The sequence below is a fragment of the Aquisalimonas sp. 2447 genome, assembly GCF_012044895.1.
GTDB lineage: Bacteria > Pseudomonadota > Gammaproteobacteria > Nitrococcales > Aquisalimonadaceae > Aquisalimonas.
Genome location: NZ_CP050695.1, coordinates 3106494 through 3118562 on the forward strand (window position 1 = coordinate 3106494; position 12069 = coordinate 3118562).

The following is a 12069-nucleotide window of genomic DNA, read 5'->3' on the forward strand; positions in this document are numbered from 1 at the left end:
CTACCAGTGCCGGCGGTAGTCGATGCCGAACTCATCCAGCAGGTCGGTGGTCTCGAACAGCGGCAGGCCCATGACTCCGGAATAGCTGCCTTCCAGGTGTTCGGCGAACACGCCCCCGAGGCCCTGAATGGCGTAGGAACCCGCCTTGCCCTCCGGCTCGCCGGACTCCCAGTAGCGCTGCAGTTCGTAGTCGCTGAGCTCCCGGAACTGGACCCGGTTGACACTCAGCCGGGTGGATTCGCGGTCATCCACCAGGGCCACCCCGGTCAGCACGCGGTGCTCACTACCGGACAGGGCGCGCAGCATGGCCAGGGCATCGTCCCGGTCCCGGGGCTTGCCCAGCACGGTGCCGTCCTGCACGACCACTGTATCCGCCCCCAGGGTGGGCAGCGGGTTGGCATTGGCGACCTGTGCCCAGCCGGCCCGCGCCTTCTCCAGGGCAACCCGGATGACGAACACCTCGGGGCTTTCGTCCTCATCCCAGCTCTCGTCCACGCTCACGTCCAGGGGCGAGAACGGCAGGGCGATCTGGCCCAGCAGTTCCCGGCGGCGCGGGGAGTGCGAGGCCAGGTAGATATCCGGCTGCGTATCTCCAGGCATAGCGATGCACCTCGAAGGCTGTGAAAATTCTCGGCGCCACCCGATGCCCGCACTAGCGGTGGTACGGATGGCCGGCCAGCATGGTCCAGGCACGGTAGAGCTGCTCCGCGATCAGCACCCGCACCAGCATGTGCGGCAGCGTCAGCGGCGACAGCGACCAGCGTTGCTGCGCGGCGTCCAGACAGCCCCGATCCAGACCATCCGGCCCGCCCACCAGCAGGGCCACGTCCCGGCCCTCCTGCAGCCAGTCGCGCATGGCAGCGGCCAGCGCTTCGGTATCGACGCTGCGGCCCCCCTGATCCAGCGCGATCAACCGGGCATCCCGCGGCACGGCCTGCAGCAGCCGCTGCCCCTCGATTTCCCGGGCGCGCTCCGGGTTGCCACCACGGCCACGGTCGCCGGTGGGCAGCTCCCGCAGGTCCAGTCGCAGCTCGCGCGGCATGCGGCCAGCATATTCCCGGTAGCCGTCCGCCACCCAGCGGGGCATCTTCTGCCCCACGGCGGTGAGCTGAACCCGCATGCTCAGCCCGGCACGCCGCCGCTCCGGGAGGCCTCGTCTTCGGACTCGTCGAAGCCCCAGATGCGCTCCAGGCGATAGAGTTCCCGCATTTTCGGGATCATCACGTGGACGACCACGTCGCCCAGGTCCACCAGCACCCACTCGGCGCTGTCCTCGCCTTCGACACCCAGGGGCCGCATGTTGTGTTTCCTGGCATCCTCGCCGACGCGATCGGCAATGGCCTTGACGTGGCGACTGGAATTGCCCGAGGCCACCACCATGACATCGGTAATACCGGTCTTGCCGCGCACGTCCAGCACCACCGTATCCACGGCTTTCATGTCTTCCAGGGCGGCGAGGACCACGTCCCGCAGCTCCGCCCAGTCCAGCGTCTCGACGTTATCGGTCGCGCTGATGATCCACCTCCACGGCAGCTGCATGCCGCCGACTCGTCCCCGTTCAACCGACCTGCCGGCCGGCACCGTACAAACCATGCTCGCGTATATAGTCCCACACCGGGTCGGGCAACAGGTAGCGGGGCGATCGCCCCGCACGCATGCGCGCCCGGACATCCGTCGCCGACACCGCCATGGGCGTCACCGGCTGGAACAGCACCCGACCCGCCGGAGCCTCCCGCAGTTCCGTCCAGTTCTCCGCCCGCCGCCCCTGAAGCCAGGATTCCAGGGTCGACGGCATGTTCCCGACTGCGAAGGGGCGCTCCAGCACCACCACATGCGCCCACTCCACGAGTTCGCGCCACTGGTGCCAACGCGGCAGTGACAGGAAACTGTCGGTCCCCACCACCAGCACCAGGTGGACACCGGCGGCATCGGCATGCAGGGAGCGCAGGGTGTCCACGGTGTAGGAGGGGCCATCACGTTGTAGCTCGCGATCGTCCACCAGGAACCGTGGCTCGCCGGCGGCGGCCCGTTTCAGCATGGCCAGGCGGTGTTCCGCAGTGACGTCGGGGTCACCCCGGTGCGGCGGTACGTGACAGGGAATCAGGTGCAGACGCTCCAGGTCGCCTGCCTCGACAACATCCAGGGCCACCCGCAGATGGGCATTGTGAACCGGGTCGAAGGTACCACCGAACATGCCCACCAGGCGGGTCACAATGCAGCTCCCTGCCGCGCTGTCACCGGTTCAACCCCGGACATGCCCATCCCCGAGCACGATCCACTTCTGTGAGGTCAGCCCCTCGAGGCCCACGGGGCCGCGGGCATGGAGTTTGTCCGTGCTGATGCCGATTTCCGCGCCCAGGCCATACTCGAAGCCATCCGCAAAGCGGGTGGACGCGTTGACCATCACCGAACTCGAATCCACTTCGCGCAGGAAGCGCTGAGCGCGGCTCCAGTCCTGGCTGACGATGGACTCGGTGTGGCCGGAACTCCAGTGGGCGATATGCTCGATGGCCTCGTCCAGGCCGGCCACCACCCGCACGGCCAGCACCGGCGCCAGGTACTCAGCCGCCCAATCCTCGTCCGTGGCCGCGATCATCTCCGGCACCCAGCGGCGGCTCTGTTCACAGCCACGCAGTTCCACGCCGGCGTCGCGGAAGCGCTCGGCCAGCGGCGGCAGGAGCTGCGCCGCCACGCTTTCCGCCACCAGCAGCGTCTCCATGGTGTTGCAGGTGCCGTAACGCTGGGTCTTGGCGTTGAACGCCACCGCCAGAGCCTTTTCGGGGTCAGCAGCGTCGTCGATGTAGACGTGGCAGACCCCATCCAGGTGCTTGATCACCGGCACCGTGGCATCCCGGCTGATGCGCTCGATCAGGCCCTTGCCTCCCCGCGGGACGATGACGTCGACATTGTCGGTCATGGTGATCAGGTCACCCACAGCAGCGCGGTCGGTGGTGTCGACCACCTGCACCGCATCCATGGGCAGTCCGGCACTGTCCAGGCCGGCGCGGATGCACTCGGCGATGGCGCGGTTGGAGTGCAGTGCCTCGGAACCACCCCGCAGGATGGCGGCGTTGCCGGATTTCAGGCACAGGCCGGCGGCGTCCGCCGTGACGTTGGGCCGCGACTCGTAGATGATGCCAACCACGCCCAGGGGTACGCGCATGCGCCCCACCTGAATCCCGGAAGGCCGCATGCGCAGATCGTCCACCGCCCCCACCGGATCCGGCAGTGTGGCGATCTGGCGCAGGCCCTCGGCCATGGCGGCGATGCGCTCCGGCGTCAATTCCAGGCGGTCCAGCAGCGCAGCATCCAGCCCGGATTCGCGACCCGCCGCCATGTCGCGCCCGTTCTCCTCGGCGATGCGCGCCGACTGGGCGTCAATGGCGTCAGCCATGGCAGCCAGGGCCAGGTTCTTCTCCGCGGTTTCGGCACGGGCCATGGCGCGACCGGCCGACCGCGCCTTGCGGCCCACGCCGGCCATGTACTCGTGCACGTTGGCAATGTTGTCGGCAATGGCACTCATATCGAATCCCTGGGTTATCGATGGCAACGACGCCTCACTGGGCCGCCGTGGCGGCGCGACGCCCGGCTCGCCCGCCGGCGATGGCTACACTCAATTGTAACAACTCGTCCCACACCCTTCCCGGGGCAACCCCCTTGCTGACCCGGTCCACCCGCGCACAGCGAGCCAGCAGTGCCTGCCAGCGGCGCGCACTGCCACGCCGCATGGCCTTCTGCACCTGCGCCTTGCGCGGCCCGAAAACACCGTTGCGCCGCAGGAGCTGCTCCTCCTGGCCGCGGGCGGAATGGAGCTGACAGACCAGACGGACTTCCCGGGACAGCGCCCACAGCACCAGGGTGGGCTCGACACCCTCGTCGCGCAGGCCCTGGGTGATCCGCACGCAGCGGGCGACATTGCCCTCCAGGGCAGCGGCGGTGAGATCGAAGACATCGAACCGGGCGCTGTCGGCCACGGCGCGGCGCACGGCGTCGTCGTCCACCTGCCCGGCGGGCAGTAGCAGCCGCAGCTTCTCGATCTCCTGCACCGCGGCGAGGAGGTTGCCCTCGCTGCGCTCGGCGAGCAGGCGCACCGCATCCCGGGTGGGTTCCAGCCCGGCGGCGCGCATGCGCCGATCCAGCCACCCCGGCAGCTCACGCGACTCCAGCGGCCAGATCTGCACCACCGCGCCGGCCTTGTCCACGGCATTGACCCAGGCCGCCTTCCGGGTACTGCCGTCCAGGCGCGGGGCGGTAATGATCAGCACGGTATCGTCCGGCGCCGTCGCGCAGTAGTCGGTAATGGCCTTGCCGCCGGCCTGCCCCGGCTTGCCGGTGGGCAGGCGCAGTTCGACGATACGACGATCGCCGAACAGTGAGAGATTGTCGGCGGCGGCGGTGAGGCGTTGCCAGTCGAACTGGCCATCGGCTTCCAGCACCTCACGCTCGGTATGCCCGGCCTCACGGGCGGCGGCGCGCACGGCGTCCACGGTTTCGCCCACCAGCAACGGCTCGTCGCCGGTGATCAGCCAGACCAGAGGCAGGCCCTTGGCCAGTGTCTGCGTCACGTCGTCGGGTTTGAGCCGCATCCGCCTACTCGCCCAGGGTTGCCTGCACCCGCTCCGTGAGCAGGAAGGCGATGTCCCGGCGCAGCTCCTCCAGCAGGGCAGCCTCCCGGCTTTCGCCACCGAGGACCTGGCCCGGATCGCGCCGGTAGGTGCGCAATTGTTCGAAGGTATCCGGCCCGGCCACCGTGTCACCTTCGGCATCACGGATGGACCAGCGCACGCGGTAGCGCAGCTCGTACTCGTCCGGGCGGTCCCGGGAACCCACCACCAGCCGCTGGCGATCGGTGATTTCGTCCTCCAGCACCAGGCGCGGACCGTCGCCACCGTCACGCACATCCGCCCCGGCTGCGCCCAGGGCCCGACGCACTTCGCGCACCAGCTGACCCTCGCCCACGCGGGTATCCACCACCACGGCCATGCCGTCCAGCGATGCGGCGCCGGGCGCTGAACCGCGCAGGTGCCAGCCGCAGCCGGCCAGGGCAACAACGAGCATCAGAATCACGACCCGGCGCATTTGCGGCCTCCGCCGATCAGTTGGCCACCACGTTCACAAGCTTGCCGGGCACCACGATCACCTTGCGCACCGTCTTGTCGGCAAGAAACCGCTGCACATTGGGCTCCTCCAGTGCCGCCGCCTCGATGGCATCGCGATCGGCGTCGGCAGGCAGCTCGACGTTACCACGGAGCTTGCCGTTGACCTGCACCACCAGGCTGAGGGTGTCCTGCACCAGGGCGGTGTCATCCCAGCGTGGCCAGGCAGCGTCCACCACCGGCTGGTCATGCCCGAGTTCCCGCCACAGGCGATGGCAGACGTGGGGCACGATGGGGGCGAGAATCAACACCGCCGCCTCCAGCCCCTCCTGCAGCACGGCACGGCCGGCAGAGCTGTCGTCATCCGCCGCTTTGTAGAGGGTATTGAGCAGTTCCATCACCGAGGCCACGCCGGTGTTGAAAGTGTATCGCCGGCCGATGTCATCGGTGGCTTTGCGGATGGTCTCGTGAACCTTGCGCCGCACCTCGCGCTGGTCATCGTCTAGCGACGCCGCGTCCAGTGCCGGCGCAGCCCCCCGTTCCACATGGGCACGCACCAGGTGCCAGAGCCGCTTGAGAAAGCGGTAGGCCCCTTCGACGCCGGAATCGGACCACTCCAGGGACTGCTCCGGCGGCGCGGCGAACATCGTGAACAGGCGCACGGTATCGGCGCCGAAGCGGTCGACGAGGTCCTGCGGATCCACGGTGTTGCCCTTGGACTTGGACATCTTGGCCCCGTCCTTGAGCACCATGCCCTGGGTCAGCAGGTTGGCGAACGGCTCGTCCGTCGCGGTGAGCCCCTCGTCCCGCATGACCTTCTGGTAGAAGCGCGCATACAGCAGATGCAGGATGGCGTGCTCGATACCCCCGATGTACTGGTCCACCGGCAGCCAGTAGCCGGCGCGGTCATCCAGCATGGCACCGGCGTTGTCGGCGCAGGCGAAGCGCGCGAAGTACCAGGAGGACTCCATGAAGGTGTCGAAGGTGTCGGTTTCACGCTCGGCCTCGCCACCGCACTCAGGGCAGGTGGTGCGATACCACTCGGGCATCTGCTTGAGCGGCGAACCGGCACCATCGAACGCCACGTCCTCCGGCAGCTCCACCGGTAACTGGTGGTCCGGCACCGGCACCTGACCACACTTCGGGCAGTTGATGATGGGAATGGGGGCGCCCCAATAGCGCTGGCGCGAGACCCCCCAGTCACGCAGGCGATAGTTGGTCTGGCGCTCGCCAAGGCCCTGTTGCTGCAACCTGTCGGCAATGGCCTCGAAGGCCTGCTCGGAGGTCATGCCGGTGTAGTCACCGGAGTGGATCAGCACACCCTTGTCGGTGAATGCCTCCCGGGTGACATCCACGTCGCTGCCGTCCGCCGGTGCAATCACCGGCAGAATGGGCAGTTGGTACTTGGTGGCGAATTCCCAGTCGCGCTGGTCATGCGCCGGCACCGCCATGATGGCGCCGGAGCCGTACGTCATGAGCACAAAGTTGGCGATCCACACGGGAATCTCGTCGCCGGTCAGCGGGTGGATCGCGCGCAGCCCCGTATCCAGCCCCCGCTTCTCCATGGTGGCCACCGTGGCCTCGGCCACGCCGGCCTTGTTGCACTCTTCAACAAATGCGGCGATCTCGGAGTTGCTCTCCGCGAGCTCCCGGTTCAGCGGGTGCTCGGGCGCCAGACCCATGTAGCTGACCCCGAACAGCGTATCCGGACGGGTGGTGTAGACATTCAGGGCCTCGTCCCGCCCCTTGACGTCGAACCGCAGTTCCACACCTTCGGAGCGGCCGATCCAGTTGCGCTGCATGGCGCGCACCTGCTCCGGCCAGCCGGGCATGTTGTCCAGGGCCTCCAGCAGTTCATCGGCGTAGTCGGTGATGCGCAGGAACCACTGGGGAATCTCACGGCGCTCCACGGTGGCGCCGGAGCGCCAGCCCTTGCCGTCCACCACCTGCTCGTTGGCCAGCACGGTCTGGTCCACCGGATCCCAGTTCACCGTGGCGACAGCGCGGTAGGCCAGACCCTTGCGGTACAGCCGCGTGAATAGCCACTGCTCCCACTTGTAATAGGACGGGTCACAGGTGGCGAATTCCCGGGACCAGTCGTAGCCGAAACCGAGCTGCTTGAGCTGGCTGCGCATGGCAGCGATATTCTCGCGGGTCCAGCGCGCCGGCGGCACGTTGTTCTGCATGGCGGCATTCTCCGCCGGGAGACCGAAGGCATCCCAGCCCATGGGCTGGAGCACGTTGCGGCCTTGCATGCGCTGGTAGCGCGCCATGACGTCGCCGATGGTGTAGTTACGCACGTGCCCCATGTGCAGCTTGCCGCTGGGGTACGGAAACATGGACAGGCAGTAGAAGGTCTCCCGTCCGGGTTCCTCGGTCACGCGGAAGGTGTCGTTGTCGTCCCAGAAGCGCTGCGCTTCGGCCTCGATGACTTCGGGCTTGTAGGCGTGATCCATACTTGCTTGCTCGGCTTGTGCGGTTGTGCTGCGTCGCGTGAAAACCGCGCATTATACGGCAATTGGCGGCCCCGTGCCGATGCCTGCCGCACGGGGCTTGTGGGCTGGGCGGGCAAGGCTGCAATCTAACGCAAAGCCACGGTGAACGGGAGCGGGCATGAGCGACGATCAGGATCGCAAGGATCAGGAACAGCGGGAAGCCTACGAGAAGATGCTTCAGCGGGTGACCGAGTCACTGGAGCAGGCCGGCGGCGAGGCGCGTCCGCGGCTGCGTCAGGCCCTGGACTGGGCAAAGCAGAAGGCAGTGGAGTTCGAGGAGCTCACCGCGGAGGAGGCGGAGCGGATCAGTGAATACCTGCGCCGCGACGTGGAGGACGCCGCCCGCTTCCTGGATCGTGACAATGACCAGGATCTCCGCGGCTGGTTCCGCATGGACATGCAGCTGCTGGGCAACTGGCTGTTCGATCGCTTCAGCACCATCGCCGACCGCACCCGTCTGGAGTGGCTCGAGCTCAACCGCCAGTGGGACGAGGCGGCCCTGTATCACACCGGCGAGATGACGGGCCCGGGCGAGCTGCGCTGCCTCAGTTGCAGCAAGACCATGCACTTTGAGCGGGCGGGCCACATCCCGCCCTGCCCGAGTTGCCGGGCGACACGGTTCGAGCGGGTGACGGACTAACAGAACATCTTGGCAGTAGTCCGGCCTCAGTCGGCGACCTGAGGCCTTCGACTTCCGGTGAGGGTGTTGTGGATGGCCGGGATCCGGTGAACGCTCCGGCGCTTCGCCTAACTTTCTTTCTTGCGAAGGAAAGTTTCCTCCACTCCGGCCTGGCCGGCTTACAGCGCATCCCTGCGCTGGGCGCCGGTGGCCGCATCCATGCGGCCACCCCTTCGGGGCCGGGCGGCCTGCGTTCCGGAGCTCCGCGAGTCGCTTTCACCGAATCCCGGCCATCCACAACACTGGGGCGCTCCCGAGTTCGTTGCCTTCGGAAACGCAGGAAACCGCCCCGCCTCATCGCTTGGGCACAACCGAAGGGCGCCTACCGCCAAGATCGGCGATTGAAGGGCAACAACGGCACCAGCGAGCGGCCCTCGAAAACCAGAAGCCCCCGGAAGCCCTACTGACTAGAAATGCTCGTCAAGGAGCGGTGGTGGGGAGTTCGTGCGAGCGACTTGCGCAGCGCCGGAGCGCAGGGTAGGAAGCGCCAGCTTCCGTAAGCGAAGCGTGCGGAGCCTGCACGAACTCCCCACCCCCGCTCCTTGACCCAACCGTAAACCCCACAGACGAGGCATAAACGGCCTTAACGCGCCGCTGCCAATGCCTGATCGATGTCGGCGAGGATGTCGTCGGCGTGCTCCAGGCCCACGGACAGGCGGACCATGTCGCGGGTGACGCCGGCCTTCTCCAGCTCCTCGTCGTTGAGCTGACGGTGGGTGGTGGTGGCCGGGTGGCAGGCCAGGGATTTGGCATCTCCGATATTCACCAACCGCGTGATCAGCTGCAGGGCGTCGATGAACTTCGCCCCCGCCTCGGCACCACCCTTGACCCCGAAGCTGAGAATGCCCGCCGCGCGGCCGTTCATGTACTTCTGCGCCAGGCGGTGATCCGGGCTGCTCTCCAGGCCGGCGTACTTCACCCAGGTCACCTGGTCCTTGGCCTCCAGATGCTTCGCCACCTTCAGACCGTTCTCGCAGTGCCGGTCCATGCGCAGCGGCAGGGTCTCAATGCCCTGCAGGATCTGGAAGGCATTGAACGGCGACAACGCCGAGCCGGTGTTGCGCAGCGGGCCGACGCGGGCGCGGCCGATGAACGCCGCGGCACCCAGAGCCTCCGTGTAGACCACACCGTGGTACGACGGATCCGGCTCGTTCAACAGCCGGAACTTCTTCGGGTAATCCGCCCAGGGAAAATGGCCCGAGTCCACGATAACGCCGGCAACAGTGGTCCCGTGCCCGCCCATGTACTTCGTCAGCGAGTGGATGACGATGTCCGCACCGTGCTCGATGGGGCGCCACAGGTACGGGCTGGGCACTGTGTTGTCCACCATCAACGGCACCCCCCGTTCATGGGCGATCTGCGCCATGGCCTCGATATCGGCCACGTTACCGGAGGGATTGCCCACGGTTTCGCAGAACACCGCCTTGGTCCGGTCGTCGATCCGCGCCGCCATGCCACCCAGATCTTCATGGGAAACAAACCGCACCTCAATGCCGCGATTGGGCAGCGAATGGGCGAAAAAATTATAGGTGCCACCATAAAGCTGACTGGTGGTGACGATGTTGTCCCCGACCTCGCAGATGGTCTCGATGGCGTAGGTAATGGCCGCCATGCCCGAACTGGTGGCCAACCCGGCAATGCCGCCCTCCATCTGCGCGACCCGTTGCTCCAGCACCGCGTTGGTGGGATTCATGATGCGCGTGTAGATGTTGCCTTCCACCTTCAGATCGAACAGATCGGCGCCGTGCTGGGTGTCGTCAAAGGCGTAGGACGTTGTCTGATAGATCGGGACCGCCACCGCCTTGGTTGTGGGGTCCGGGGAATAACCGGCGTGGATGGCCTGGGTTTCCAGTTTCATGTCTCCTCCTTGGTCATTGGTCGTAGCAGCCGCCATCGGGGTGGAACCGCATGGTACGATTCGTCGCATTGTAGAATCCCGCCCCACGGCGGATCACGCAACCCGTCCGCACTGGAGCGCCCCATGCAGTTCCCGCTACCGGAGGAGCATGAGACTGAAGCCGGCGAACCGCGCCGGCTCGGCGTGGAGCTCGAGTTCGCGGGCCTCGACCTGCACACCATCTCGGCGAAAGTCGCGGCACTCTACGGTGGCACCGTAGTAGCGGACAGCCGCTTTGCGCACCGGGTCACCGGCACCCCGTGGGGCACGTTCAAGGCGGAGATCGACACTGCTCTGCTCAAGGACGGGGGCTACCTGGAGTTGCTGGAGAGCGTGGGGTTCAATGTGCGCGAAGCGCTCTACAGGGAGCGCATGGATGACCTGCTGGCCAGGGTGGCCGGTACCGTGGTTCCCCACGAGGTGGTCACACCACCCGTTCCCTTCGCGGACGCCCACCGCCTGGAAGAACTCCGCGCCGCATTGCAGGCGGAACAAGCCCAGGGCACACGGGTATCCCTGGTGTACGCCTTCGGGCTGCACCTCAATCCGGAGGCCGCATCCCTGCAGCCGGATGCCCTGGCCCGGATTCTGCGGGCATTTTTCCTGCTCTACGACTGGCTGCACGTTGAAGGCGAGATCGACTGGAGCCGGCGCGTCACCCCCTACATCAACGACTTCCCGCGCCCCTATCGCACCCTGGTGCTGAACCCGGACTACGCCCCGGATGAAGACCGCCTCGTCGACGACTACCTGCTCCATAACCCGACCCGGAACCGGGTTCTGGACATGCTGCCCATCCTCACCTACCTCGCTGGTGACCGGGCGCTGCGGGGCGTACCGGAAGCGCATCTGGTGAGCCCGCGGCCGGCGTTCCATTACCGGCTTCCGAACTGCCGCGTGGACGAACCGGAGTGGACCCTCGCCAGGGAATGGCAGGGATGGGTGTGGGTGGAGTGGCTGGCAGCCCGCCCCGAGCGGATGCGGCCCATGGCCGAGGCGTACCTGAGTCGCCGGCCGCCGAGTCTTGCCCGTATCGATCAGGAATGGGCCGTGCAGACGCGGAGCTGGCTGCGGGCATGAAACCGGTCATCGGCGTCACCGGGCCCAACCGGGGCGGCAGCGCGGCATGGCTGTGTGCGCGATTCGCCGTCTGGTGGGCCGGCGGACGGCCCGTGCACATCACCCCCGCCCGTCCACTCACCGCCGAGGCCCTGGACGGACTGATCATCGGCGGCGGCGCCGACGTTGCCCCCGAGTTATACGGCGAGGAACCGGCAACACCCAGCATGCGCTCCCTGCGGCGCAGCAGCCGCACTCTGCCGCGGTTCCTGGCCACGCTGCTCCTGTTCCCGCTGCTGTGGGTCCTGCGGCGGCTGCTCAGCACCAAGCGCTCCATGGGCGGCGATATCGACCGCGACGCTCTGGAGCAGCAACTCCTGCACACGGCCCTGGAGCGGGGGCTACCCGTGCTCGGGATCTGCCGTGGGGCACAGCTGCTCAACGTGGTCTGTGGCGGCACTCTGCACCAGGACCTGAGCGCCTTCTACGCCGAAGCGCCGAACCTGTGGACCATCTGGCCGCAAAAGTCGGTCCGCATTACGCCCGACAGCCGCCTCGCCACGGCACTGAACCGGACGTACTGCCACGTCAACTCGTTGCATCGGCAGGCCATCCGCACCCCGGCCGCCAACCTCCAGGCGGTCGCCCACGAGGACAACGGCGTGGTTCAGGCCATCGAAGACCCGCGCGCCGCCTGCATCATCGGCGTACAGTGGCACCCCGAGTATCTGCCGCAGAAGCGCGAGCAACGCGCGCTGTTCCGCTACCTGGTCACTACCGCAGGCGCTGCCTGAACACCTTGACCCCCACTGCCATTCCGGGGCCGACATCGGCACCACCGGC

Annotated in this window: 12 protein-coding genes; 3 read left to right on the plus strand and 9 right to left on the minus strand. The window is 67.2% G+C overall.

What is annotated here, in order from left to right:
• Genes KU884_RS14700 through leuS form a run of 8 tightly spaced genes read right to left on the minus strand, consistent with a single transcriptional unit; the run spans nucleotide 1 to nucleotide 7552 of the window.
• Complete coding sequence (locus KU884_RS14700) at nucleotides 1-600, minus strand: nucleoside triphosphate pyrophosphatase (RefSeq protein WP_167783329.1); 600 nt, start codon at nucleotides 598-600, stop codon at nucleotides 1-3.
• A gap of 52 nt (nucleotides 601-652) precedes the next feature.
• On the minus strand, nucleotides 653-1120 hold the full coding sequence (rlmH, locus tag KU884_RS14705; RefSeq protein ID WP_167783330.1) for a 23S rRNA (pseudouridine(1915)-N(3))-methyltransferase RlmH: 468 nt from the start codon (nucleotides 1118-1120) through the stop codon (nucleotides 653-655).
• A gap of 2 nt (nucleotides 1121-1122) precedes the next feature.
• Nucleotides 1123-1539: a ribosome silencing factor gene (rsfS, locus tag KU884_RS14710; protein WP_174813747.1), complete on the minus strand. Its 417-nt coding sequence runs from the start codon at nucleotides 1537-1539 to the stop codon at nucleotides 1123-1125.
• Nucleotides 1540-1558: 19 nt separating this feature from the next.
• Nucleotides 1559-2203 carry a nicotinate-nucleotide adenylyltransferase gene (gene nadD, locus KU884_RS14715; protein WP_167784280.1) on the minus strand — a complete coding sequence of 215 codons (645 nt, stop codon included), beginning with the start codon at nucleotides 2201-2203 and terminating at the stop codon, nucleotides 1559-1561.
• 39 nt (nucleotides 2204-2242) lie between these two features.
• A complete protein-coding gene (locus KU884_RS14720; RefSeq protein ID WP_167783331.1) occupies nucleotides 2243-3523 on the minus strand; it encodes a glutamate-5-semialdehyde dehydrogenase in 1281 nt (426 codons plus the stop codon).
• 34 nt (nucleotides 3524-3557) lie between these two features.
• Nucleotides 3558-4586, minus strand: coding sequence for a DNA polymerase III subunit delta (gene holA / locus KU884_RS14725; protein ID WP_167783332.1), 1029 nt, complete (start codon nucleotides 4584-4586; stop codon nucleotides 3558-3560).
• Between the two features lie 4 nt (nucleotides 4587-4590).
• Nucleotides 4591-5079 carry an LPS assembly lipoprotein LptE gene (lptE, locus tag KU884_RS14730; RefSeq protein ID WP_167783333.1) on the minus strand — a complete coding sequence of 163 codons (489 nt, stop codon included), beginning with the start codon at nucleotides 5077-5079 and terminating at the stop codon, nucleotides 4591-4593.
• Nucleotides 5080-5095: 16 nt separating this feature from the next.
• Nucleotides 5096-7552 carry a leucine--tRNA ligase gene (leuS, locus tag KU884_RS14735; RefSeq protein WP_167783334.1) on the minus strand — a complete coding sequence of 819 codons (2457 nt, stop codon included), beginning with the start codon at nucleotides 7550-7552 and terminating at the stop codon, nucleotides 5096-5098.
• Nucleotides 7553-7709: 157 nt separating this feature from the next.
• Between leuS and KU884_RS14740 the strand changes: the two genes are divergently transcribed.
• Nucleotides 7710-8231 (plus strand): zinc ribbon-containing protein, encoded by a 522-nt coding sequence (locus KU884_RS14740; RefSeq protein WP_167783335.1) that lies wholly within the window; start codon nucleotides 7710-7712, stop codon nucleotides 8229-8231.
• Nucleotides 8232-8853: 622 nt separating this feature from the next.
• On the opposite strand, the gene KU884_RS14745 is transcribed toward KU884_RS14740, so the two are convergent.
• Nucleotides 8854-10128, minus strand: a complete 1275-nt coding sequence (locus KU884_RS14745; protein ID WP_167783336.1) for an O-acetylhomoserine aminocarboxypropyltransferase/cysteine synthase family protein — start codon at nucleotides 10126-10128, stop codon at nucleotides 8854-8856.
• Between the two features lie 123 nt (nucleotides 10129-10251).
• Between KU884_RS14745 and KU884_RS14750 the strand changes: the two genes are divergently transcribed.
• On the plus strand, nucleotides 10252-11247 hold the full coding sequence (locus tag KU884_RS14750; protein ID WP_167783337.1) for an amidoligase family protein: 996 nt from the start codon (nucleotides 10252-10254) through the stop codon (nucleotides 11245-11247).
• A complete protein-coding gene (locus tag KU884_RS14755; protein ID WP_254432071.1) occupies nucleotides 11244-12020 on the plus strand; it encodes a gamma-glutamyl-gamma-aminobutyrate hydrolase family protein in 777 nt (258 codons plus the stop codon). Before KU884_RS14750 ends, KU884_RS14755 begins: the two co-directional genes overlap by 4 nt.
• Nucleotides 12021-12069: the final 49 nt, after the last annotated feature.